This is a genomic window from Sphingomonas mali NBRC 15500 (assembly GCF_001598415.1).
In the GTDB taxonomy this organism is placed as follows: domain Bacteria; phylum Pseudomonadota; class Alphaproteobacteria; order Sphingomonadales; family Sphingomonadaceae; genus Sphingomonas; species Sphingomonas mali.
Map to the genome: position 1 here is coordinate 1 of NZ_BCYX01000009.1, position 24,689 is coordinate 24,689.

Below are 24,689 nucleotides of genomic sequence, written 5' to 3' on the forward strand. Positions count from 1 at the left end.
AGCGGTGGGAAGGTGAGGGTCTTTTTTCTTCTTTTTGACGATCCCTCGCTTGGAAGAAGAAAGAAGACCCTCACCCAACCCTCTCCCGCAAGCGGGAGAGGGGATATCTAATGACCTGATTTCGCCGGTAACCTTGGCGCGCGGCGGCTGGTGTGCTTTGAAGCGGAGCATGCCGATGCTCCTCCCCCGCCGTCTGCCCGCCATGCTTGCCGCATGGGGGCTGGTTTTCTCGCCGATCGCCCAGGCCGCGCCGTCGGGCGCCGTTGCGGCGGTCGATCCGTTCATCGGGACGGGAGGAGAGGGGCACACGTTCCCGGGCGCGGTGTCGCCGTTCGGGATGATGCAGGTGTCGCCCGATACCGACGCGACCTGCGTGATCCGTACCTGTTACGGCCATGCCGCGGGCTATCGCTATGACGATCCGACCATCCAGGGGTTCAGCCAGACGCATTTCTCGGGATCGGGCCATTCCGACCTCGGCGATTTCCTCGTCATGCCGGTGTCGGGCGATGCCGTGCCGCTCGAGCCGGGCGATCCCGCAAAGCCGGGCAGCGGCTACCGCTCGCGCTTCACCCATCAAGGCGAGGTCGCGTCGCCGGGTTATTACGCGGTCAACCTGACCGATGCCGGCGTCCGCGCCGAGCTGACCGCGGGGGCGCGGATCGGCGTGCATCGCTATACGTTCGAGGTGGGCAAGCCCGCCCACCTCGTGTTCGACCTGCGCTCCAGCCTGTACAATTATCCCGGCAAGGTGTCCTGGTCCTCGGTTCGCCTCCGCGCCGACGGCACGCTGACCGGCGGGCGCGAGACGCGCGGCTGGGCGCCGGGGCGCAAATTGTTCTTCGCGATGCGCTTCTCGCGCCCGCTCACCGGGCACGAATTCGTCAATCGCGAGACCGACATCCCGTACAAGGGCTTCAAGGGCCCCGGCCGCACCGGTAGCGACATCGCCGAGATCAAGGGCAGGGCGCTGGTCGCGCGGCTCGATTTCGGCCGGCTCGATGCCCCGCTCGAGGTCAGGGTAGCGATCTCCAGCGTCGATGAGGACGGCGCGATCCGCAACCTCGACAGCGAGCCCGGCGGCTTCGACGCGATCCGCGCGAAGACCGAGGCGGCCTGGGCCAAAGCGCTGGGCGCGGTCGACATTCAGGCCGAGCCGGGCATCCGCAAGTCGGTCTATACCGCGCTCTATCATGCGATGATGGCGCCGAGCATCGCGGGCGATGCCGACGGCCGCTATCGCGGGCCCGACGATCAGGTCCACAAGGCCGAGGGCTTCACCTTCCGCTCGACCTTTTCGCTGTGGGATACGTTCCGCGCCGAGCACCCGCTGCTGACGATCATCCAGCCGCAACAGACCTCGACCGACGTCGTCCGCTCGCTGCTCGCGAGCCGCGACCAAAGCCCGTACGGCATCTTGCCCGTCTGGCAGTTCCAGGGGCAGGAGACGTGGTGCATGATCGGCTATCACGCCGTGCCGGTCATCGCTGACGCGTATCTGAAGGGCATCAAGGGGTTCGATGCCAACAAGGCGCTCGATGCGATGGTCGCGAGCGCGACTTATGCGCCTTATGGCGGGCTCGGCGACTATATGAAGCTCGGCTACGTGCCGATCGACCGTGAGCCCGAAGCGGCGTCGAAGACGGTCGAATATGCGTTTGACGACTGGACGATCGCGCGAATGGCGCGAAAGCTCGGTCGCAACGATGTGGCGGAGACGTTCGAGAAGCGCGCTGCCTTCTGGCGCAACAGCTTCGACACCCAGACGGGGTGGCTGCGCGCGCGCAAGGCCGACGGCAGCTATCGCACCCCGTTCGATCCAACCGCGATCAACTACGGATCGGACTATACCGAAGGCAATGCCTGGCAATATTCCTGGTTCATGCCGCATGATCAGGGCGGACTGATCAAGCTGCTCGGCGGCGATGCGGCAACCGTGAAGAAGCTCGACGCGATGTTCGACTTCGACAATTCGAAGGTCGATTACAGCCATGCCGAGGATATCGCCGGGCTGATCGGGCAGTACATCCATGGCAACGAGCCGAGCCACCATGTTGCCTATCTCTATGCCTATGCCGGCGCGCCATGGCGGACGCAGGAGCGGCTCAAGCAGATCGTCGACAGCCAGTACAAGCCGACGCCGGATGGGCTCGCGGGCAATGACGATCTCGGCCAGATGTCGGCTTGGCTGGTATTCACGTCGCTCGGTTTCTACCCGGTGGCGCCGGGCAGCGGGCAATATGTGATCGGCCGTCCGTTCGTCGACCGCGCGACGCTCAACCTGCCCAATGGCAAGCGCTTCACCATCACCGCCGACGGTCTGTCGCCGGCCAACCGCTATGTCGGCGCGGTAACGCTCAACGGCAAACCGCTCGACCGCGTGTGGATCGGGCATGACGAGATCATGCGCGGCGGCACGCTGCGCTTCACCATGAGCGCGACGCCCAACAAGGCCTGGGGCACCAGCACCGCCTCCCGGCCTTATTCGATGAGCGGCTATTGAGTGGGGCAGGGGGCGGACCCATCTGACCGGCAGTCCCAAGGAGGATCGCCATGTCCGATACCGCCACTGCCCGCCGCACGCTGATTCCGGGCCCCGACCACCCGATCACCGTCACGGCCAACCCGAAGCGCGTCGTTGTCAGCGCCGGCGACAAGGTGATCGCCGACACGCGCAACGCCTTGACGCTCAAGGAAGCGAGCTATCCCGCGGTGCAATATATTCCGCGCGCCGATGCCGATCTGGCGGCGCTCGAGCGGAGCGATCATCACAGCTGGTGCCCGTATAAAGGCGAGGCGTCCTATTTCTCGATTCCCGGCATCGATCGCGGCGACAATGCGATTTGGACCTATGAGCAACCGCATGAGGCGGTAGCCGGCATCCGCAGTCACCTTGCTTTCTACCCCGACCGCGTAGTGATCGAGGAACGCGACGACTGACGCTTCCGGGCCGCCGGATAACACATTTTGCCCCTAGGTTCTTGCTGCAATGCAGCATTTCCGCTATGGCCGAGTCATGTACCTCGCTGAGAAAACCGAGCCCGCGCCGAATGGCGGTCCCCCCGTCATCCTGGAAGGGATCGTGCGCAAGAAGTGCGTCGCGGCGACCTATAACCGCATGGCGGTGATCCTGGCGCCGCATGCCTTGTTCACCAAGAACGACGCGCTCTACGTCGCCGCGGTGACCATCGAGCGCGAGGGGCAGCGCCCGCGCGAGGAAAAGGTCGGTCTGTTCAAGCTCGACGGCCTGGTCGGCCTGCGTCTCGAAGAGCGCGATTTCGTGACCAGCTCGGTCTATGAGCCCGAGGACGAACGCTTCGTCGGCTCGACGCTGATGGCGGTAGAAGCCTGACCTGAGCCGTTCTCCTGCGGCAACTCCAATACGCTTCGAGCGTAGTGCCGAGAGGAGAATGCCGATGCCACTGACCGGCCGATGCCATTGCGGGCGTAATGCGTTCGAGATCGATGGCGACCTGCCCGAGGCGCTGACCCGCTGCACCTGTTCGTTCTGTGCGAAGCGCGGGCACCTCTACGCTTACTACCCGCCCGAGCGGTTCAAGGTCACGCTGGCGGACAGCGACGCGATCTATCGATGGAACACCCGGACGGTGCACAACCATTTCTGCTCGGCGTGTGGGTGCGATCTCTATGCCGACAGTCCCGCTTTTCAGCGTGACGGCAGTTGGGACGGCAAGACGCGGCGGATCGCGGTCAACGCGCGGCTGCTCGACGATTTCGAAGCGGCCGACTGGCCGGTGATGGTCATCGACGGCAAGAATTTATGGTGAAACGAAAAAGGGGCGACCAACTGGCCGCCCCTTTTTGTTCATTCAGCGCCAGTTGCGGCGGCCGCAGACGCGCACCCAGCGGCCATGGCGGCGTTCGTTGTGGCAACGGCGAGCATTCCAGCCCCAGCGATTGCCGCGACCATTGTTCCAGCGGTCCTGGCGATTGTCGCGGCGGCCATTGTCCCAACGGTCCCCACGGCGGTCGTCGCGACGATCCATCCGGCGGTCGCCGCGATCATCGCGCCGATCCATTCCGCGGTCATCGCGCTGATTATCACGCCAGTCGCCGCGCGACTGCGGAGCTTCGATCCCCGGCGCGTTGCCCGCGACGGGCGCTGCAACCGCTGGTGTAACGCCCAGCATGGTGGCCATCAGGCCAGCCGCTATCAGGAACGTTTTCATGTAACCTCTCCTGGCCCGATATGAGCCGTTCCCAACGCTACGATTCGCAGCCGTTATGGTTCCTGAACGAGCCGTCTCTGACAGGTTCACATTCCCCCTCAGAGCTGGATGCCCAGCCGCGGCGCGATCGCGGTCATGCCGAGATAGAGGATCACGGTCAGCACGCAGCCGAGCGCGAGCGCGAGGTGGAATTGCACGCCGGCGCGCAACATCGCCGGAATCGCCAGGAACATCGGCAGCGACGGCAGCACGTACCAGAAGGTCGCCTGGGCATGCGCCGCCATGTTGCCGGCATCGGGCTTCTCGCTCCACAGCCACAGCATTCCGAGCACCGAGACGAGCGGGAGCGAGGCGATCAGCGCGCCGAAGCCGGGATAGCGCTTGGCGAGGGTCGAGGCGGCGGCGATCAGGATGCCGGAGATCGCGGCTTTTAGGGCAAGCTGGAGCATGGTCCCCCTCTACGCCGCGACCGCGCCGATCCCAAGCCCGGCCGCGGCGCAGATCGCGAGCGTTCCGAGCAATCCCAGCCGCGTTCGAAACAGCAGCATCGCGGCAAGGGCAGCGAGCGCGACGGCGGCAAGGTTCACGCTCGCCCAGTCGGGCAGCAGCAATCGGATGGGGCCTGCGTCGAGCGGCGCGGTGCGACGAAACAGCACGTGGAGCGCGAACCAAAGGCTCAAATTGGCGATCACCCCGACCACCGCCGCCGTGATCGCGGCAAGCCCGCCTTTCAGTCGCGTCGCGTTGCGCGCGCGGTCGATCCACGGCGCCAGCGCGAAGATCCACAGGAAGCACGGCGCGAACGTCACCCAGATCGTCAGGCCGGCACCCAGCACGCCCGCGACGAACGGCGTGAACGGGGCCGGCGCGCGAAACGCGGCGAGATAGCCGACGAACTGCGTCACCAGGATCAGCGGCCCGGGCGTGGTCTCTGCCAGGCCCAGCCCGTCGGCCATCTCGCCCGGCAGCAGCCAGCCCTGCGTCTGAACCGCCTGCTGCGCCATATAGGCGAGCACCGCATAGGCCCCCCCGAACGTCACCACTGCCAGCCGCGAGAAGAACAGGCCGATCTTCCACAGCACATGGCCGGGGCCGAGCAGGACGAGCACGACCACCATCGGCGCTGCCCAGATCGCCAGCCACAGGATCACCGTCCGCACCGTCCGCCAGATCGGCAAGGGCGTGCGCGCCGCGTCACCCTCCGCCGATGGCGCCAGGGCGAGCAGCGCCGGCCGCCATGCCGCGACGGCAATGCCGATCGCGCCGGCGCCCAGCACGACGAGCGGGAAGGGGGCGTTGATCGCGAACAAAGCGAGGAATGCCGCCACGGCGATGCCGCGCTTGAACCCGGTATCGAGCGCGCGGCGCCCGATCCGGATCAGCGCCTGGACGACGATCGCCAGCACCGCCGCCTTGATGCCGAGGAACAAGGCCGCGAACCAGGCCAGCCCGGCCGCCGCGGCATAAAGCGCCGACAGAACGAGCATGACGAACGCGCCGGGCAGGACGAACAACAGCCCCGCCGCCAGCCCGCCGCGGGCGCCGTGCAGCCGCCAGCCGATCCAGGTCGCGAGCTGCTGCGCCTCCGGCCCGGGCAGCAGCATGCAGACGTTGAGCGCGTGGAGATACGAGTCCTCATCGACCCAGCGTTTTTGTTCGACGATCTCGCGATGCATCAGCGCGATCTGTCCGGCCGGGCCGCCAAAGCTGAGGCATCCGATCCGCGCGAAGGTGCGCACCAGCTCGGCGAAGGTCGGGCTCGGCTCGGTCACGGCGATGTCTTCCCCTCGGCGCGGATCAGGTTGCCAGGATCATGCCGGCCCGGATCGGCTGCGTCTCCGTAATTTTGCTTGGCCAGAGGATGCTTCTAACTCCCCTCCCTACTTGCAGGGAGGGGCTGGGGGTGGGTGCGCGCGCCCGCGCGCCCTCTAAAGACTCGATGGCCGACCGACAAAACAGCGCCGGACGAGGCATCGAGCCCCGTCCGGCGCTCAACCCACCCCTTGATCCCCTCCCTTGCAGGGAGGGGAAATCTGGAAGTCGACCGCTCAGTCGCTCCATCACCCCTCCGTCGGCAACCGCCGCAGCAATACGATCGCCCAGATCGCCATCCCGAGCGCGGCGAGCGACGCCATTACGAAATCGGGCTCGATGAGCAGGCGCGTTCCCTCCGCAACCACGCGCGCGACGTGCGCGCCCAGGATCAGGACGAAGATGGCGGCGGAGACGATCAGATAGCGTCGCATCGGCAGATCCCCCAAGGTCGCGACAGTCTGGCACGGATCCCGGGACCGTGCGAGAGTTCGCGCGTTGGAGGGGCGATGACCGAACCAGACAGCATCGAAGCGATTGTGGCGCCGGCGCGGCGCGGCGGCTGGGCATGGCCGGCGCTCGTCCTGTTCGCAGTGTCGCTGGTGTTGTTGGGCGTGCACCTGGCCGACGAGCTGATCGAAGGGGAAGGGTTCTCCTTCGACACTCGCCTGCTGCTCGCGCTCCGCGTGCCGGGGCATCCGCAGACCCCGATCGGGCCGTCCTGGCTGCTACAGTCGGCGGTCGATATCAGCGCGCTCGGCGGTTACACCTTGCTGTGGCTGTTCGGCGTGGCCGGCATCGCCTGGCTGATCGGCGCGGGCAAAAGGTCGGAGGCGGCGGGGATCGCGCTGTCGCTGATCGGCAGTTCGGTGATCGACGGCCTGCTCAAGAACTGGATCGCCCGCCCGCGCCCCGAGCTCGTCCCGCATCTGGTCCAGGTGACCCATGCCAGCTTCCCCAGCGGCCACGCGATGATCTCGTCCGCGGTCTATCTGACGCTCGCGCTGATGCTGGCGGAAGGCATGCCGCGCGATGGCTGGCGCGGCCGGGCGGGGCGCGTCGCGGTGGTCGCGTTCTTCAGCCTGATCGCCGTGCTGATCGGGATGAGCCGGGTGTATCTTGGCGTGCATTGGCCGAGCGACGTGCTGGCGGGCTGGTGCTTCGGGACGGCCTGGGCGTTGCTGGTGTGGATGGGGGATCGGTGGTTGGGGCGGCGGCACCGGAGTTTCTAGTCATGGGAGTGGTGAGCGCATCGGTGGTCGAGGTTTCGCAAGTTGGTTAGCAGAGGCGTTTTCGCGAACCAGCCGACGTGCTTATACTGAATGCAACAATTGTGATCGGGGGGCGTAAGAGTGGAAGGTCAATGGATCGGGGTGACCGATGGAGACACAGTTGGGCGTCTAATCGTCGACATAGATGATTGCTTTTCTCACTATGAAGGCATGGCTCGTTTGTTGGCTAAAGGTGAGCCGGGCATAGTGTGTCAGATCGTTACGTCAGATCGTTCAGATTCTTGTAAGCTGCAGGCTATTCCACTCGCCTGGCTTGAAGAGGGGCAAACCGTCCTGTTGGGGAGGGAAAATATCTCTGCGAAGTACCCCGACATATCGTTTCCCGAGACCGCCGACGTCGAAATGGAAAAGCAGGGCGACACCCTTAAAGTGTCGTGGAAGTCCAGTGTCGGTACGAGAGGAAGCGCTTTTCTTAAGCGAAGCGACGGAGGCTCTCCGTCTGACTTAAAACCGATTGCTACGGTAAAAACGTGGGATACTTTCAAAGAATTTGCTCTCGGGCAAAGTCCAGGAAAATACGTTTTTCGAGGACAGCCGGAGGCGTTCAAATTGCGGACTGCATTTCACAGATCACATCGAAAAGATCTGGTACGATACACCGTGAAAGATATTCCGGTTGCTCATAGGCTCCTAACGGCTAGGACGCGGCATATTTTCGATCTGTCGCGCCCAGACGAGCAAGGGGCTTTCTGGAACTTACTGCAGCATCACGGTTACCCTACACCACTACTCGACTGGACATACTCTCCTTTTGTTGCCGCTTTTTTTGCCTATAGAAGACGACAAGGCGCAAACTCGCCTAGCGATATGGTCAGAATATTCGCTTTTGACAAAGATCAGTGGGAGTCTGATTTTAATCAGATTCAGGCAATTAATTTTGCCGATATACATTTCTCGTTTCTTGAAGCTTTAGCAATAGAAAATCCCAGAGCTATTCCCCAGCAGGCCCTCTCGACCTTGGCAAATACTGATGACATCGAATCGTACATTCGTTTCCGTGAATCGGAAAAAGGAAAAACGTATCTTTACGCAATTGACTTACCCGCTTCTTCCCGTCGCGAAATAATGATCGAACTGAGCTTTATGGGAATAACGGCAGGGTCGCTCTTTCCCGGCTTGGACGGGGCCTGCGAGGACTTGAGGGGACGAATGTTCCACCAACAGTAAGATTAACCCACCGTCACAAAGCTATCCATCACCCGCTTCCGCCCGGCCTGCTCGAAATCGATCTCCAGCTTATTTCCCTCGATCTCCGCAATCTCACCATAACCGAACTTCTGGTGGAACACGCGCATGCCGACCGACAGGTCGCTGCGTCCCTTATTCCCCAAACTCACCGCACTCGCACGGCTCTCCACCACTCGTGCGGGCTCGCGCGTGAACGTCCGGCTCTGCCATTCGCCACCCGGCTTGGCCGCGTTGAGCGTGCCCGCCGCCCTCTGCCACCCAGGCCCGCGCCCGGTCCCACGTCCGACATCGGCGAACGGATCGCTCCGCTCGCTCCAGTTCGCGCGCCACAGGCTTTCGCCGCCCGACATGCTGCTTTCGCTGTCGATATGTGCTTGCGGAAGTTCGCCGACGAAGCGGCTGGGGATGCTCGACGTCCATTGGCCGTAGATGCGGCGGTTGGCGGCGTGGATGATGATCGCGCGGCGCCGGGCGCGGGTGATCGCGACATAGGCGAGGCGGCGTTCTTCCTCGAGGCTGGTCAGCCCGCCTTCGTCGAGCGCGCGTTGCGAGGGGAACAGGCCTTCTTCCCAGCCGACCAGGAACACGGTGTCGAATTCGAGGCCCTTGGCGGCGTGGATGGTCATGATCGTGACCTTGGCCTCATCCGCCTGCGCCTCATTGTCCATGACGAGGCTGACATGTTCGAGGAACGCGCCGAGCGTTTCATATTCCTCCATCGCACGGACGAGTTCGCTCAGGTTCTCGAGGCGGCCGGCGGCGTCGGCGGATTTCTCGGCTTGCCACATGGCGGTGTAGCCGCTCTCGTCCAGGATGACTCTCGCGAGTTCGGAGTGAGGCACGCCCCCTCCGCCAGTCAGCTCCGTTAGCTGGTCCCCGTCTCCACGTTCTGGGGAGGAATTTAGCATGCTCCGCCAACGCATGATGTCGGTGACCAAATTGCCGAGCGCGCGACGAGCTTGCGGGGTGAGTTCGTCGGTGTCGAGGATGCGCGCCGCGGCGGTGGTCAGCGGGACCTGTTCTGCACGGGCGAGCTGGTGGACCTTGGCCAACGCCTTGTCGCCGAGACCACGCTTGGGGGTGTTGACGATGCGCTCGAACGCCAGGTCGTCGGCGGGCTGGGCGACGACGCGGAGATAGGCGAGCGCGTCGCGGATTTCCTGCCGCTCGTAGAAGCGGAAACCGCCGACGATGCGATAGGGCATGCCGATCGAGATGAAGCGGTCTTCGAACTCGCGCGTCTGATGCTGCGCGCGGACCAGGATGGCGATGTCGTCTAGGCTGGCGCCGCGGATCTGTTGCGCCGCCTCGATCTCGTCGCCGACACGGCGCGCTTCCTCGGGACCGTCCCAGACGCCGAGCACCTTCACCTTCTCGCCCTCGTTATGCTCGGTCCACAGCGTCTTGCCGAGCCGGCCCGAATTGTTGGCGATCACCCCCGACGCGGCGGCGAGGATGTGCGGGGTCGAGCGATAATTCTGTTCGAGCCGGATCACCTTGGCGCCGGGGAAGTCCTTCTCGAACTTCAGGATGTTTTCGACCTGCGCGCCGCGCCACGAATAGATCGACTGGTCGTCGTCACCGACGCAGCAGATATTCTTGCGTTCCTGGGCGAGCAGGCGGAGCCACAGATATTGGACGCTGTTGGTGTCCTGATACTCGTCCACCATGATGTAGCGAAAGCGCTGCTGGTATTCCTGCAGCACTTCGCGATGCGTTTTCAGGACGGTGAGCATGTGGAGCAGCAGGTCGCCGAAATCGCAGGCGTTCAGCGCGCGCAATCGCTCCTGATAGGCGGCATAAAGCTGCGCGCCGCGGCCATTGGCGTAGCGTTCGCCTTCGCCGGCATCGACATCCTTGGGCGTCAGGCCCTTGTTCTTCCACTCGTCGATCAGCCCGGCGAGTTGCCGCGCCGGCCAGCGCTTCTCGTCGAGATCCTCGGCCTGGATCAATTGCTTGAGCAGGCGGAGCTGGTCGTCAGTGTCGAGGATGGTGAAATTGGGGTGCAGCCCGACCAGCTCGGCATGGCGGCGCAGCATCTTGGCGCCGATCGCGTGGAAGGTGCCGAGCCACGGCATCCCCTCGACCGCGTCGCCGACCAGGCGGCCGACGCGCTCCTTCATCTCGCGCGCGGCGCGATTGGTGAAGGTGACGCTGAGGATTTCGGACGGATAGGCCTTGCGCGTCCAGAGGAGGTGCGCGAGCCGTGCGGTCAGTGCCGCCGTCTTGCCCGTGCCCGCGCCGGCCAGCACCAGCACTGGGCCGTCGGTGGTCAGCACCGCTTCACGCTGCGGCGGATTGAGGCCGCGCAGATAAGGCGGATCGTCGGGAAGAGAGGCGGGGGCAGGGTCGGTCACGCGTGAACACTTAGGGAACGGTGCCCGGCGGGGCAACCGTCAGGACGCGCGAGTGAGCGTCATCCGATACATCCCCGCGAAGGTGGACGGGTGGCCCATTTCATAGGCATGCCATGCGGCGACATCGCGGTGCAGCGGATCGTGTGGGGCGAGCTCGCGATATCGCGCGGCGTCTTCCGGTGTCGGCAGCCCGAAGCGCAGCAATTTCAGGCCGAGCGCATCGATCGCCCGCTCGATCCGGGGCACGTCGAAACAATCCTCATGGACGTGGAACAGCAGGTCGTGGACGCCGGCGGTGCTGAAGAAATCGCGCGAGTCGGTCACGCTCGGCACCGGCGCGGCGATCAGCTGACGCCGCGCGGCGCGGATCAGATCGTCGCTGACCGGCTCGCGCATCAGCGCGCCCAGCCGCATCCGCGCGGCGGCGACCGGCAATCGCGCGATCCGGCTGTATAGCGCGACTTGCATCGCGCCGCGGGGCGCCAGCACCCCGACCAGCGCCGCCCATCCGGCCTCGGGATCGGGCAGGTGGTGAAGTACGCCCGAGCAGACGATATAGTCGAACCGCTGGCCAAGCTCGGCGACGGCATGGAGATCATGGCGCAGCAAATGCAGATTGGCTTGCCCGGCGCAGCGCGCCCGCGCGACGGTGAGCGAGGTGTCGCTGAGCTCGATCGCGGTCACCGTCGCATCTGGCGCCAGGCGGGCCAGCGTCATCGCCTCGCGGCCCGTGCCGCAACCGGCGACCAGGATATTGGGTCGATCGGGCAGGACCGGCGCGTCGGAGCCGCACGCGCGCAACGTCTCGGCAAGCGATCGCAGCGTGACGGCGTTCGCCCGCTGCCACACCGGATAAGGCCAGCGGCCATATTGCGCGGCGACCGCGCGCGTCACTGGCGCATCGAAATCCGCACCGGCAGCGTCCGGTGGCGCCGGCAAATAGGCGGCAAGGAAATCGGGCGTGGCGGGAAGCGCGGCGCGTTCTTCCGCATCGAACGGCCAGGCCCCGCCATTGATCGCCGCTTGCCGGACCAACGCTGCCGCGAGGCGGGGGAAAGCGCCCGTTTTGCGGTCGAGCAACAGCCAGCGGCGTACCGCGCTTAGCACGCGCTCGGCGGCGGCATCGGCGACCTGGGTTTCCTCGATCAGCGCGATCGCAAGATCGTGGCGGTCGAGCCAGAGCGCTGCGGCCTGCGGATCGGCGGGATCGGGCAGCGCCGGACCGAGCGCGACCCAGCCCGCGCGTTCGAATTGGGCGGGATCGATCTCCGGATCGCGGATCATCGCTGCGATCGCCGGCAGGTGGGATGCATCGGCCAGATCGGGCCGACGCGACAGCTGGACCGCCAGCCGGGTACGCACGGCTGCATCGTCGGCCGCCGCCCGCCAGGCGCTGGTCGCGGCGGCGAGGCGCTTGACGGAGGGTGTGTCGGTCATCGTTGCGACCATGGCGCGGCGGCCGCCGGGCGGCAAGGCGGCCATAGGGCGCGATTGCCTTGCGCCGCCGAACATCGCATCGTTCGCCTGACGCCGGTTTTGGGAAGGCAAGAACGATGCGACCACTGATTCCGCTGACCGCCTTGCTGCTTGCCGCCGCGCCTGCCGAGAAAGTCGACATGGCCGCGGCGATCCTGCCGCCGCGCGCGGTGCCGGGCAAAGCGGTGCAGCCTTTCGTCAAGCTCGGCGACGCCAGGATCGCGCTCGCACATGTCCGGATCATCGACGGCACCGGCGCGCCCGCGCAGGACGACCGGCTGCTGCTGATCGACGGCGGCAAGATCGTGGGGATCGGCGCAGGCGGCGATCCCGTGCCGGCGGGATATCGCGTCATCGACGCGACCGGGCAAACCGTGTTGCCCGGCATCGTCGGCATGCACGACCATATGTATTATGCCGCACGGCCCAATCTGACCTCCGAGGGCAAGTCGGAACCGCCGATCATGGTGCCCGAAATGGCGTTCAGCTCGCCCCGTATGTATCTGGCGGCGGGCGTCACCACGATGCGGACGACGGGCGCGGTCGAGCCGGCAACCGACGTCAATATCAAGCGCGCGATCGATCGCGGCGATCTGCCCGGCCCGCATATGGACGTGACCGGCCCGTATCTAGAAGGGGCGAGCAGCCCGTTCATCCAGATGCAGCGGTTGAAGGATGCCGACGATGCCCGCCGCGTCGTCGCCTTCTGGGCGGATCATGGCGTGACCTCGTTCAAAGCGTACATGAACATCACCCGCGACGAGCTCAAGGCGGCGATCGACGAGGCGCATCGTCGTGGGCTGAAGCTCACCGGGCATCTGTGTTCGGTGACCTATCCCGAGGCGGCGGCGCTGGGGATCGACGATCTGGAGCACGGCTTCTTCGTCAATACGCAGCTCGACCCGGGCAAGTCACCGGACAAATGCCCGGACAGCGGCGGCGACCCCACCTTGACCGCGATGACGCCCGGCAGTGCTGCGGGTGCTGCGTTGATAAAGATATTGGTCGACCGTCATGTGGCGGTGACCTCGACCTTGCCGGTGTTCGAGGATGCGTCACCTGCCTACAAGATCCTTCCTCCGCGCCAGTTGGAGTTGCTGACGGCGGAGGCGCGCACAGCCTATCTTTACGGCTTTGCCCGGGTCGGCCGCCGCAGCGACGCCGCGCGGGCGGAACTTGCGACACTCTGGACCAATGAGCTTGCCATGGAGCGCGCCTTCGTCGCGGCGGGCGGTCTGTTGCTGGCCGGACCGGATCCCACCGGCGACGGCCATGTGTTGCCCGGATTCGGCGACCAGCGCGCGATCGAATTGCTGGTCGATGCCGGGTTCACCCCGCTCGAGGCGATTCGCATCGGCACGTTCAACGGCGCTACCTATCTGGGGCTGGCCGATCGCATCGGCTCGATCGCGGTCGGCAAGCACGCCGATCTGCTGCTCGTCCGTGGCGATCCGTCGCGGCGCATCGCCGACATCGAGAATGTCGAGACGGTGTTCAAGGATGGCGTCGGTTATGATCCGGCGGCGCTGCTGGCATCGGTGCGAGGGCGCTACGGCCAATATTGACCCCGAAAAGACGGGGCGGTTCCGGGAAGAACCGCCCCGCAGTTCGGGAAGAGCCGGCACATGGGGATGGACCGGCGCTCGCGGTCAGCAAGGGGCCTTCCGCGAGCGGCGCTCTGGGCGCGATTTGTCGCACGCGCGTGTCAATCTTGTATCAAAATGTCGCAACGCGAAAAAAGAGCGCGATCATCGGCGGGCCTCGTTCGCGGCCATGCCGGGCAAAAAAAGGGGGGCGGTCCGCAGGTGGAACCGCCCCGTAGTTCAGGGAGGACCGGCCCACAGGGGGAGGGGGCCGGTACAAACCGCGGCAAGCAAGGGGAAGAACTCTCCGCGGCAAGGCATAGGTAGGCGCACTTTGTCGCAGCGCAATGTCGCAATTGTTGCAAATTGTCGCAGGCTGCGTGCAGTGGGCGCATGCACCCGATCATCGCCAATCGCCGCATCCTGCTCGCCGCCCTGGTTGGCACCTCGGTCGAGTTTTACGACTTCTATATCTACGCGACCGCCGCCGCTCTGGTGCTCGGGCCGCTGTTTTTCCCCTCGTCATCCGACACCGCGCAATTGCTGTCGGCTTATGCCAGCTTCGGGCTCGCCTTCGTCGCGCGCCCGGTCGGGGCCGCGGTGTTCGGCCATTTCGGCGACCGGATCGGGCGCAAATCGACCCTGGTCGCCAGCCTGATGCTGATGGGTGCGTCGACATTGCTGATCGCCTTCCTGCCGACTTATCAGCAGATCGGCTGGTGGGCGCCGTTATTGCTGTGCGTGCTCCGCTTCGGCCAGGGGTTCGGCCTCGGCGGCGAGTGGGGCGGGGCGGCGCTGCTTGCGGTCGAGAACGCGCCTGACGGCTGGCGCGGCCGGTTCGGCACCGCGCCGCAAATGGGCGCGCCGATCGGGTTCATCGCGGCGAACGGCCTGTTCCTGATCCTGGGCGTGACGTTGACGCCCGAGCAGTTTCGCGACTGGGGATGGCGGCTGCCGTTCCTGGCAAGCGCGATCCTCGTCGGACTAGGACTGTGGGTGCGGCTCAAGGTGAGCGAGACTCCGGCATTCAAGCGCGTGCTCGCAGAGGGGCCGCCGCCGAGCGTTCCGCTGGGCGAAATGGCGCGCGATCATCTCGGCGCGGTGGTGCGCGGGACGCTAGCGGTGGTGGCGTGTTTCGCGATCTTCTACATCGCGACCGCGTTCGCACTCGGGTACGGCACGACCAAGCTCGGACACGCCAAACAAGCGTTCCTCGGCGTCCAGCTCGTCGCCATCCTGTTCATGGCCGCGGGCATCGCGATCGCCGGCTGGTGGAGCGACCGGTCGAACCCGCGGACGGTGCTGATGTGGGGATGCGCAGGGACGGTGGCCGCGGGCATGCTGTTGGCGCCGTTGATGGCCGGGCCGCTCGCGCTGGCCGGCCTGTTCCTGGCCTTCGCGCTGTTCGTAATGGGGTTTGTCTATGGGCCGGTCGGGGCTTGGTTGCCCGATCAGTTCCCGGCGCGCGTGCGCTATACCGGGGCGTCGATCGCGTTCAATGTCGGCGGCGTGATCGGCGGCGCGTTAACTCCGTTCGCGGCGCAGGCGTTGTCGGCGCGCGGTCTTGGCTGGGTCGGTCTGTATCTGGCGGCGGCCGGCGTACTGAGCTGGATTGGGCTCGCGGTGTCGCGCCGCCGCTAATCAAAACAAGGCGGGGCGACGGGTCGGAGAATCTGTCGTCGGCGTCGCGGAGGGAGCGCCGCTCGCCGCGGGATCATCATATTGGACCGGCGCCATCGGTTCGGGCGCCGGGGTCGAGGGTGAGGGAGCCGAAGGCGCCACGCTGGCGCTGACATTGGCGTCCGGCGAGGCACCCGCTGGGGCCGCCGACTGGGCGCCCTTGCCGCTAACGCCGAACGCGAACAATCCGATCATCACGCCTGACATGACCACAAGCACCAGCGCGATCATGAATGACCTGTTCTCCTTCATGCGCGTCCCTCGGCGAATCGATGTCGACCGGAGGCGGCTTAGGCGCGCGACTATGAAGAAATCGGCAATGTCGGCCCGCAATGGGACGGGGCTGTAACAAGCCTGTCACACGATCCGTGCAGGGCGGCGACATGGCTACCGATTTAACGGCTGATTCCGGCCAAGTGCTTCTTGCGGCCGAGTCTGACCCGACGCCGCGAGGCCGGCGTCTCGATCAGCCCAACCACCCGATCGCGAAGTTCGTGTTCGCCGCGCTGATCGTCGGCGCGCTGGGTTATGCCGGTTATTCGATCCTGGTCGACACCAACCATGTCGGCGAACAGATGGCGACGCACGTCTTCGCGTTCCTGATCGTCGCCCTGGTCATCGCGCTGGGATTCGAATTCGTGAATGGCTTTCACGACACCGCCAACGCGGTCGCGACGGTCATCTACACCAACTCGATGCCGGCCCCGCTCGCGGTAATGTGGTCGGGAGCGTTCAATTTCCTCGGTGTGCTGCTGTCCTCGGGCGCGGTCGCCTATACGATCGTGACATTGTTGCCGGTCGACCTGATCCTGCATGTCGGATCCAACGCCGGCTACGCGATGATTTTCGCCCTGTTGCTGGCGGCAGTGCTGTGGAACCTCGCGACCTGGTATGTCGGGCTGCCCAATTCGTCGAGCCATACGCTGATTGGGTCGGTGCTCGGCGTCGGTCTCGCCAATCAGCTGATTTCCTCGGGCTCGAAAGGCGGCACCGCCGGCGTGGATTGGAGCCAGGCCTATGGCGTGCTGTCCGGGCTGTTCTGGAGCCCGTTGATCGGTTTCGTCTGCGCCTTCCTGTTGCTCTCGCTGATGAAAAAGGTGATCCGTACGCCCAGCCTCTACGAGGCACCCCAAGGCGACGCGCCGCCGCCGGGGCCGGTCCGCGCGCTGCTGATCTTCACTTGTACGTTGGTCAGCTTCTTCCACGGCTCGAACGACGGGCAGAAGGGGATGGGGCTGATCATGCTCATCTTGATCGGCTGCGCGCCGACGGCTTATGCGCTCAACCGCACGATGCCCGCGAGCGCGAGCGCGGCGTTCATCGAGACGGCGAAGACCGGGGTGGCGCCGTTCACGGCCCGCGCCGGCATTGCCGATCCAAACGCCGATCATGCCCGCGCGACATTGGTTACCGCGCTGCAGCAGCGCAAGGCGGACGACGCGCGCGTCTATGGCGCGATCACCATCTTGTCGGCCGATATCAGCCAGCGCATCCAGGGCTATGGCACCATTTCCAACATTCCGGCGGCGGCGACCGGAAACCTGCGCAACGACATGTATCTGGTGCTCGACACGTCGAAGCTGATCACCAAGGCGAAGGACGCTGGTACGCGCTTCCGGCCCGCCGAGTTGAAGGCGATCGACGGCTATCAGAAGAACCTCGAGCTGGGCACGCGCTATATCCCGATCTGGGTGAAGCTGGCGGTCGCGGTCGCGCTCGGGCTCGGCACAATGGTCGGCTGGCGGCGCATCGTGAAGACCGTGGGCGAGCGGATCGGCAAGACTCACCTGACCTACGGTATGGGCGCAGCGGCCGAACTGGTCGCGGGTCTGACAATCGCGTTCGCGGACAGGATGGCGGTGCCGGTGTCGACTACGCACATCCTCACCTCCGGTGTGGCGGGGGCCAGTCTCGCCAATCGCGCCGGCCTGCAATTCCGGACGATACGGAACATGGTGCTGGCCTGGGTGTTGACCCTGCCGGCGGCAATGATCCTGTCGGGCGGGCTGTACTGGATTCTATTGCAATTCGTCAGTTGAAGACCGGCTGAGTTCGGGGAGGGGAGAGCGGATTTCCGCTCTCCTTTCATTTATGGGTTGATTGTTCGTTCGAACGAACTAATGGGCTGCCCATGGTCCAGCAGCGACTCCTAGACATTGCCGTAGATGCCTTCGGAAAGCATGGACTCGAGGGCGCCAGCACCCGCGAAATCGCAGCGGCGGCGGGGACCGCGATGTCCTCGATCACTTATCATTATGGCGGCAAGGAAGGGCTCTATCTCGCCGCCGCCGACCATATCTCCAGCCGCATGGCGGAGGGGATGTCTTCGGCTCTTCTGGTCGAAGTTGGGGATGGCGACGCGGCCGGCGCGCGTCGGGCTGTGCACGGAATGCTGGACGCGTTGTTCGACAAGATGATCGCGCAACAGAGCGAAAGCTGGAGCCTGTTCATCGTCCGTGAACAGATGCGCCCGACGGCCGCGTTCGCGCGGTTGTTTGACGGGCCGATGGGACAAATGATGCGGAAATTGATCCGCTTCATTTGCATCGCCACCGGGATCGAGGACGACGAGGACGCGCGCGTCACTGGCCTGACACTGTTCGGGCAAGTCCTGGTCCTGCGGTCGGCCCGCGCCTCGGCGCTTCGGCTGTTCGAAATCGAAACGATCGGCGACGAGCTGGCGCAGCGCATCCGCGCCCGCATCCACGCCAACACCAACGCCATTCTCGATGCCCTGACGGCGGAAGCAAAGGAAACGCGATGAGCGACGATACCCAGCCACCGGCGGCCCCCGATCAGCCCGAAGCAGGGGACGAGGCCAGGGAAAATGCCAAGGCCAAGGACGCCACGCCGATCTATCGCCGGCCGTTCTTCTGGGTGCTGATCCTCGTCGCGGGGGTCGCGGTGGTAGGCGGGACGCTCTACTACCTGCATTCGCGCCAGTTCGAAGCGACCGACGATGCATTCGTCGACGCGCACATCGTGCGAATTGCGCCTGAAGTGGCGGGCACGCTGATCGATGTCGCCGATCTCGACAACCGCCACGTCAATGCCGGTCAGTTGCTCGCGGTGATCAAGCCCACAGGCCCCGAAGCGCAGCTCGCCGAAGCCAGTGCCGGCGTGGATCAGGCTATCGCGCAGCTGCAACAGGCGCAGGCGCAGGTCAGCAGCGCGATCGCCACGCGCAATCAGTCGGCGGCGGAAGCGCAAGCCCCGCTGGCCGCCGCAATCAAGGCCGCGCAGGATCTCGCCCGTTATCAGAATTTGGCGAGGATCGATCGCTCGGCGGTCGCCTCGACTCAGCTCGACCAAGCGCGTGCCAACGCCAATTCGACCCGGGCGCAGGCCGATGCCGCCCGGCGCCAGATCGCGAGCGCCGACGCGCAGATCGCGGTCGCGCGCAAGCAGGTCGACGCGGCCGGCGCGGTGATCGCCGCCAAGCGTGCCCAGGTTGCCCAGGCCAATGTCACCTTGGGCAATCTCCGCCTCGTCGCGCCGGTGTCGGGTCAGGTGGTCAATCGCCAGGTCAACAAGGGATCGTACGTTGCGCCGGGCAGCCAATTGCTGGCGATCGTGCCCGACACGATGTGGGTCACCGCGAACTTCAAGGAAACCCAGCTCAAGAACATGCGCATCGGCCAGCCGGTATCGATCAAGGTCGACGCCTATCCCGATATCGAGTTCAAGGGTCGGGTCGATTCGATCCAGCGCGGCGCCGGCCAGGCCTTCGCCATTCTGCCGCCGCAGAATGCGACGGGCAATTACGTGAAAGTGGTCCAGCGCGTGCCGGTGCGGATCACCTTCGTCACCGGCAACGGCAATCCGGACCCGCGCAATTACCCGATCGGCCCCGGCATGTCGGTGACGCCGTCGGTCAAGGTCCGCTGAGGTGGCGAGCGCCGCGGTGCCGGCCGGCGCGGCGAAGCCCGCGCGGAGCGAGGACGGCTGGGATGACGCGAGGTCGGCGGCGGGGCGGTTCAATCCCTGGCTGATCGTCGCGATCATCTCGCTGCCGACCTTCATGGAGGTGCTCGACACCTCGATCGCCAATGTCAGCCTCGACCATATCGCCGGCGGCCTGTCGATCACCATCGATCAGGCGACCTGGGTGCTGACCAGCTATCTGGTCGCCAACGCGATCGTCATTCCGATCTCGGGCTGGCTGTCCGATGCGATCGGGCGCAAACGCTATTTCCTGATCTCGATCGCGCTGTTCACGATCTCCTCGTTCGTCTGCGGCATCGCGCCCAACCTGACGACCCTGGTCATCGCACGCGTGTTCCAGGGGATAGGCGGGGGCGGGCTGGCACCGGTCGAGCAATCGATGCTGGTCGACACGTTCCCGCCCCGACAGCGCGGCATGGCGATGGCGGCCTTCGCGATCGTCGTCGTGGTCGGTCCGGTGCTCGGCCCGACGCTCGGTGGCTGGATCACCGAGACGTCGAGCTGGCATTGGGTGTTCCTGATCAATGTGCCGATCGGCATCGGCGCATGGATCCTGGCCGACCTGTTCGTCGACGAGCCCAAGCAGGTGAAGCAGGATCGCGCGAAGCGGCTCGAGGGTGGCCTTCGCATCGACTATATCGGCGTGATCCTGGTTGCACTTGGTCTGGGCTTCTTCGAACTGACGCTCGACCGCGGCGAGCGCGAGGACTGGTTCGCCAGCGGCCTGATCGTCGCCACGGCGACGATCTCGGCGGTGTCGCTGGTCGCGCTGGTCTTCTGGGAGCTCAACCACAAGGATCCGGTGGTCGACCTCAAATTGTTCAAGAACCGCAGTTTCGCGATCACCACGTTGATCATGGGCATCACCGGGCTGATCCTGTTCGGCACGACCCAATTGATCCCGCAGATGCTGCAGCAAGTGATGGGCTACAGCTCGTTCGATGCCGGGCTGGCGCTGACGCTGGGCGGCCTCGCGACATTGGTCGCAGTACCATTCGCCGGGCGCATGGTCGGCAAGGTCGATGCCCGGATTCTGCTCGGCGGAGCGTTGCTCGTGCAGGCGGCGGCATTGTGGAACATGTCGCATTTCAGCCCCGATATCAGCTTCGCCGACGCCGCGATGGGGCGGCTCTATCAGGCGATGGCGCTGCCCTTCCTGTTCGTGCCGATCAACGCGGTCGCCTATCAGGGGCTGCCGCGCAACAAGACCGCGCAAGCGTCGAGCCTGCTCAACGTCGCGCGCAATTTGGGCGGATCGATCGGCATTTCGGCGGCGCAATCGATGCTGGCCGGCTCGATGCAACGGCACCAGACGGAGCTGGTCCAGAAACTCAACCCGCTCGACCCCAATTATACCGACTGGCTCGCCAAGGCTAAGGGCGCGTTCGCCGGGTTGGGCGATCCGACCATGCTGCCCCAGGCGGTCCTCTACCAACAAGTGCAGCGGCAGGCGGCGATGCTCGGGTTCCTCGACGTCTTCCGGTCGCTGATGGTGCTGATCCTGATCTTGCTGCCGGTGGTCTTCTTCATGAACTCGGGCAAGGGCGCGAGCGGCGGAATGGGACATTAGGGTCCGCATGCAGTTGGAACGAGCATCGTGATCGCCCGGAGAAGCCCGTTGGCTAGTAACGCAGCGCAGTCGCGTAGCTATAGCTACGCGCAAGTAAGTGACGACGTCCGGCGGGCTTCTCCGGGCGACCCCTTCGGGGCGGGCCGATTTTGGCGTGGGGCGGCGTCGCCGCGTCGGTCACGATGCTTCAGCATCGCTCCCTCCTTGCTTCTTGCCCAACACCAGAATCGGCTCCGTCACGAGCTCGTTCCAACTACATGCGGACCCTTATAATGCTGAAGAAACCGATCCTGCTCGTCTCGATGCTGGCGCTCGCCGCCTGCACCGTCGGTCCGAATTACACCAAGCCCGATCTGGCCGTGCCCGCGACCTATGCCGGCCCGCAAGGCGCGCCGCCTCCCGGCCAGGCAATCGATCCGGCGCATTGGTGGGAGGCGTTCAACGATCCCAAGCTGACCGATCTGATCGGACGCGCGCTCAAGGACAATCCCGATATGGCGGCGGCCGCGAGCCGAGTGCGCCAGGCGCGGTTGGGCGAAATCCAGGCGCGCGCGCAGTACAAGCCGGTGGTCAACACCGACGCCAACGCGACCGACGTCAAGTTCAGCAAGAATGCCGGCTTCGCGACCCTGGCGCGCGCCTTTTCGGGAGGCGGTAACAGCGGACCGCCTTCCGGCGTCGCTTTGCCCGGCGACAGCATCAAGACCTTCGCGGTGGGCTTCGACGCGAGCTGGGAGCTCGACGTCTTCGGCGGCGGCCGGCGCGGCGTCGAGGCGGCCCTGGCGCGCACCGAGGCGGCCGAGTGGAACCGGCGCGACGCCGCGGTGACGCTCGCGGCCGAAGTCGCCGACGCTTATTTCGCGCTTCGCCTCGATCAGGAACAGATCGCGGTGATCGAAAGCGAGATCGAACGGCAGAGCAGGGCGCTGCAGATCGCCTCCAACATCGCCAAGGTCGGGCTGACGCCGTCGATCGATGTCACCCGCCAGAACGGCAACATCACCGCGACGCGGGCGCGATTGGAACCGCTCAAGGCCGATCTCGACGTGCGCAAACACGCGCTAGGCGTCCTGGTCGGACAACCGCCAGAGGCTCTGATGGGCGAATTGTCCGGGCCGTTGCCCGCATTGGTCCCGACGCCGGAAATCCCGGCCGGGTTGCCCAGCGACCTGCTGCGCCGCCGCCCAGATATTCGCGCCGCCGAACGCAATCTGGCCGCGTCGACCGCCGATATCGGGGTCGCCGTCGCCGATCTCTACCCGAAGTTCAGCCTGACCGGGATGGCGCAACTCATTTCGACCACGCTGGGCAGCCTGTTTGCGGGCGATAGCCTGCAACTGACCGGCACCGGACAGGCGACGTTTCCGCTGTTGGATTGGGGAAAGCGCAAGGCGACGGTGAGCATCCGCAAGGAGCAGCGCGAGCAAGCGTATCAGGATTATCGCCTGACGGTGCTGCAGGCACTGCGCGACGTCGAGGATCCGTTGAGCAGAATCGACGCCGAACGCCGCCGCAATGCGCTGCTCCGCCAGGCGTTGGCCGATGCCGACCGCACCGCTGCCGCCGATCAGGCGCGATACCAGGCAGGCCTGGTCGCGCAGGATACGGTCATCAACACGCAAGTGGACGTCCTGCGCGCGAGGGAAAACCTGGCGGACAGCGACGCGCAACTGCGGCAGCTATCGGTTGCCTTGTTCAAGGCGATTGGTGGCGGCTGGTCGGAAGGCACCCCGAGCGCCGGTTAACGAGCGCGCTGGGCAAACGCGCAGACCATTTTTCTTTTCGCGCGGGGTTGCCACGGCGCGTAATGGTTAGCGGCCGATTCGGAAAAGTTAATAAAAGGTTAATTTAGCGCGACTTTCGGCCGCAACGGCAGTGCCGCAAGAGAACGATCCGGCCAGACACAGAGCGACCCGCCTCCACCGCCAACTTGTTGAATCAACAAGTCAATCGGTGGGAAGCGGGCCGTCTAGAATCGCTTTACCAGGGACGAATGGTTTCGCCGTGGACGAGCGCAATGAGAAACGCGAGCATTGCTTTACTCCTAATGCGCCCACCCCGGGCACGAGCAAATTCTTAATGGGTTTTTAACTTAAAAGCAATCGCGATTCCGGACGGTTACGTGTTTTCCCTGAGGTTCGGGCTTGGGAGCTTAAGAGTTCTTTCAGGCCCTTGGGGGTAGCAGGGCGACGATGGCGCGCGACCACACCCCGATCAGCCCGGTCGAAGAACCGGTTGGCCAATCCGGCCTTTCGTCGACATCGCGGAGTCGTATGCGCGGTGCTGCGACGCCGTTCGCGCAGGTTTCCGCCGCGAAACCCTGGGCTGTTCAGGCGCTTGCGCAAATGACCAACCAGGCATTCCTGCGCCGGCATCTCGGCGTCGCACGGTCGAACGACATCGCATTCGACATCGCCGACCGAATCGCGGGCGCGATGCCCGGCGTCGTGGCGACGGTGATCGGCCGCTGGACAGTCGAGGTCGAAACCTGCGTCGCTGATGCCAGCCAACTTCAACAATTCTCCGATAGCCTGACCGAGGCATTGGCCGAGCCGTTCGACCTTGACGGTGAACGTCATCATATCGACCTCGCGATCGGTATCGCTGCCGGCCCCCCAGGCACGCTGGATGACGTTCGCCTGGCAGAGGAGGCCGAGGACGCGCTGGTTCAGTCGCGCAACGAGAATCAATTGGTGCTTCGCGATCTGTCGCTGGTTGACCCGATGATCGACAAGCAGGCGTTGAAGCGCGAGCTCAAGGGCGCGATCGATCGCGGCGAGCTGTTCCTGCAATATCAGCCCAAGGTGCATGTCCGCCGCCAGGAGATTGCCAGCGCCGAGGCATTGGTGCGCTGGCGTCACCCTACGCGCGGATTGATACTGCCGAGCGACTTCATTCCGCTGGCCGAGGCCTCGCGCGATATCGATCGGCTGACGCTATGGACGATCGAACAGGTCATCACCGACCAGCATTATCTCCGCGCCGACGGGCAGGAGATCACGATTTTCGTCAACATCTCTGGCCAATTGCTGAGCAATGCCTTGTTCGTGAAGCGCGCTTGCGAGATGGTCAGCAACTCAGGCGTCCCGTTTGGTTTCGAGATCACTGAGACCTCGGTGATTCGCGACCCGGTCAGCGCTATCGCCAATCTGAATATCTTCGCTGATCATGGCATTGCGATCGCCATCGACGATTACGGCGCGGGGCTGTCGAGCCTAGCCTATCTCAAGCAGCTGCCGGCGCGCGAGCTCAAGATCGACAAGATGTTCGTTCTGCAGCTGACGAGCAGCAACCGCGACCCGCTGATCGTCCGATCGACCATCGACCTTGCCCACGCGCTGGAAATGGAAGTGACAGCCGAGGGGGTCGAGACACCGGCGGCACTCGCCCTGCTCAGCGTCATGGGATGCGACATGATCCAGGGGTATCTGATCAGCCGTCCGATCGAGATCGAGGCGTTCCGTCAGTTCCTGCGCGATCACAAGGATGCCGCGCTGGTGGATTCGGCGCGGGCGAGCTTCCGCGCCGCTGCTTTTCGCCGTCTCGCCTGATCGGTCGTGTCGACCTTAGCGCGGTTTTAACGTCGCACGTTCATT

The 24,689-nt window shown here is 64.9% G+C and carries 21 protein-coding genes; 14 read left to right on the forward strand and 7 right to left on the reverse strand.

Annotated elements, in window-relative coordinates:
* Window positions 1-169 precede the first annotated feature (169 nt).
* From SMA01S_RS08885 to SMA01S_RS08900, 4 genes are all read left to right on the forward strand, one after another.
* Window positions 170-2,503, forward strand: a complete 2,334-nt coding sequence (locus SMA01S_RS08885; protein WP_439654306.1) for a GH92 family glycosyl hydrolase — start codon at window positions 170-172, stop codon at window positions 2,501-2,503.
* 50 nt (window positions 2,504-2,553) lie between these two features.
* Window positions 2,554-2,940: a DUF427 domain-containing protein gene (locus SMA01S_RS08890; protein WP_066820493.1), complete on the forward strand. Its 387-nt coding sequence runs from the start codon at window positions 2,554-2,556 to the stop codon at window positions 2,938-2,940.
* A 76-nt stretch (window positions 2,941-3,016) separates the two neighbouring features.
* On the forward strand, window positions 3,017-3,352 hold the full coding sequence (locus tag SMA01S_RS08895) for a WYL domain-containing protein (RefSeq protein WP_066820705.1): 336 nt from the start codon (window positions 3,017-3,019) through the stop codon (window positions 3,350-3,352).
* A 64-nt stretch (window positions 3,353-3,416) separates the two neighbouring features.
* Window positions 3,417-3,788 (forward strand): GFA family protein, encoded by a 372-nt coding sequence (locus tag SMA01S_RS08900; protein WP_066820707.1) that lies wholly within the window; start codon window positions 3,417-3,419, stop codon window positions 3,786-3,788.
* A gap of 42 nt (window positions 3,789-3,830) precedes the next feature.
* Here SMA01S_RS08900 and SMA01S_RS08905 read toward each other — a convergent pair whose 3' ends face one another.
* From SMA01S_RS08905 to SMA01S_RS08920, 4 genes are all read right to left on the reverse strand, one after another.
* On the reverse strand, window positions 3,831-4,190 hold the full coding sequence (locus SMA01S_RS08905) for a hypothetical protein (RefSeq protein ID WP_066820495.1): 360 nt from the start codon (window positions 4,188-4,190) through the stop codon (window positions 3,831-3,833).
* Between the two features lie 98 nt (window positions 4,191-4,288).
* Window positions 4,289-4,639 carry a DUF3147 family protein gene (locus tag SMA01S_RS08910; RefSeq protein WP_066820497.1) on the reverse strand — a complete coding sequence of 117 codons (351 nt, stop codon included), beginning with the start codon at window positions 4,637-4,639 and terminating at the stop codon, window positions 4,289-4,291.
* Between the two features lie 9 nt (window positions 4,640-4,648).
* Complete coding sequence (gene chrA, locus SMA01S_RS08915) at window positions 4,649-5,962, reverse strand: chromate efflux transporter (protein WP_066820499.1); 1,314 nt, start codon at window positions 5,960-5,962, stop codon at window positions 4,649-4,651.
* Window positions 5,963-6,250: 288 nt separating this feature from the next.
* Window positions 6,251-6,436, reverse strand: coding sequence for a hypothetical protein (locus tag SMA01S_RS08920; RefSeq protein ID WP_066820501.1), 186 nt, complete (start codon window positions 6,434-6,436; stop codon window positions 6,251-6,253).
* 75 nt (window positions 6,437-6,511) lie between these two features.
* Between SMA01S_RS08920 and SMA01S_RS08925 the strand changes: the two genes are divergently transcribed.
* Together SMA01S_RS08925 and SMA01S_RS24145 are read left to right on the forward strand one after the other, a co-directional pair.
* Window positions 6,512-7,234, forward strand: a complete 723-nt coding sequence (locus SMA01S_RS08925) for a phosphatase PAP2 family protein (protein ID WP_066820503.1) — start codon at window positions 6,512-6,514, stop codon at window positions 7,232-7,234.
* Window positions 7,235-7,375: 141 nt separating this feature from the next.
* Complete coding sequence (locus SMA01S_RS24145; protein ID WP_157093875.1) at window positions 7,376-8,461, forward strand: FRG domain-containing protein; 1,086 nt, start codon at window positions 7,376-7,378, stop codon at window positions 8,459-8,461.
* A 2-nt stretch (window positions 8,462-8,463) separates the two neighbouring features.
* Here SMA01S_RS24145 and SMA01S_RS08935 read toward each other — a convergent pair whose 3' ends face one another.
* Both SMA01S_RS08935 and SMA01S_RS08940 read right to left on the reverse strand, forming a co-directional pair.
* Window positions 8,464-10,839 (reverse strand): ATP-dependent helicase, encoded by a 2,376-nt coding sequence (locus SMA01S_RS08935; RefSeq protein WP_066820507.1) that lies wholly within the window; start codon window positions 10,837-10,839, stop codon window positions 8,464-8,466.
* A gap of 39 nt (window positions 10,840-10,878) precedes the next feature.
* Window positions 10,879-12,276 (reverse strand): class I SAM-dependent methyltransferase, encoded by a 1,398-nt coding sequence (locus tag SMA01S_RS08940; RefSeq protein ID WP_169804219.1) that lies wholly within the window; start codon window positions 12,274-12,276, stop codon window positions 10,879-10,881.
* A 116-nt stretch (window positions 12,277-12,392) separates the two neighbouring features.
* On the opposite strand from SMA01S_RS08940, the gene SMA01S_RS08945 reads away from it, so the two are divergent.
* Complete coding sequence (locus SMA01S_RS08945; RefSeq protein ID WP_066820510.1) at window positions 12,393-13,880, forward strand: amidohydrolase family protein; 1,488 nt, start codon at window positions 12,393-12,395, stop codon at window positions 13,878-13,880.
* A gap of 411 nt (window positions 13,881-14,291) precedes the next feature.
* Window positions 14,292-15,539 carry an MFS transporter gene (locus tag SMA01S_RS08950; RefSeq protein ID WP_066820511.1) on the forward strand — a complete coding sequence of 416 codons (1,248 nt, stop codon included), beginning with the start codon at window positions 14,292-14,294 and terminating at the stop codon, window positions 15,537-15,539.
* Here the strand turns inward: SMA01S_RS08950 and SMA01S_RS08955 are convergent, their stop codons facing one another.
* Window positions 15,540-15,809, reverse strand: a complete 270-nt coding sequence (locus SMA01S_RS08955; protein ID WP_157093876.1) for a hypothetical protein — start codon at window positions 15,807-15,809, stop codon at window positions 15,540-15,542.
* A gap of 152 nt (window positions 15,810-15,961) precedes the next feature.
* On the opposite strand from SMA01S_RS08955, the gene SMA01S_RS08960 reads away from it, so the two are divergent.
* The 6 genes from SMA01S_RS08960 to SMA01S_RS08985 all read left to right on the forward strand — a co-directional run bounded on the left by SMA01S_RS08960 (window position 15,962) and on the right by SMA01S_RS08985 (window position 24,644).
* Complete coding sequence (locus SMA01S_RS08960; protein WP_066820514.1) at window positions 15,962-17,617, forward strand: inorganic phosphate transporter; 1,656 nt, start codon at window positions 15,962-15,964, stop codon at window positions 17,615-17,617.
* Window positions 17,618-17,709: 92 nt separating this feature from the next.
* Window positions 17,710-18,342 carry a CerR family C-terminal domain-containing protein gene (locus SMA01S_RS08965; protein ID WP_066820516.1) on the forward strand — a complete coding sequence of 211 codons (633 nt, stop codon included), beginning with the start codon at window positions 17,710-17,712 and terminating at the stop codon, window positions 18,340-18,342.
* Complete coding sequence (locus tag SMA01S_RS08970; RefSeq protein ID WP_066820518.1) at window positions 18,339-19,466, forward strand: HlyD family secretion protein; 1,128 nt, start codon at window positions 18,339-18,341, stop codon at window positions 19,464-19,466. Before SMA01S_RS08965 ends, SMA01S_RS08970 begins: the two co-directional genes overlap by 4 nt.
* Before the next feature lies 1 nt (window position 19,467).
* The gene (locus SMA01S_RS08975; RefSeq protein WP_245649212.1) at window positions 19,468-21,093 is read left to right on the forward strand and encodes a DHA2 family efflux MFS transporter permease subunit; all 1,626 of its coding nucleotides are present in this window, start codon (window positions 19,468-19,470) and stop codon (window positions 21,091-21,093) included.
* Between the two features lie 272 nt (window positions 21,094-21,365).
* Window positions 21,366-22,838 carry an efflux transporter outer membrane subunit gene (locus SMA01S_RS08980; protein WP_157093877.1) on the forward strand — a complete coding sequence of 491 codons (1,473 nt, stop codon included), beginning with the start codon at window positions 21,366-21,368 and terminating at the stop codon, window positions 22,836-22,838.
* A 528-nt stretch (window positions 22,839-23,366) separates the two neighbouring features.
* A complete protein-coding gene (locus SMA01S_RS08985) occupies window positions 23,367-24,644 on the forward strand; it encodes a GGDEF domain-containing phosphodiesterase (RefSeq protein WP_245649213.1) in 1,278 nt (425 codons plus the stop codon).
* The last annotated feature ends 45 nt before the right edge of the window (window positions 24,645-24,689 follow it).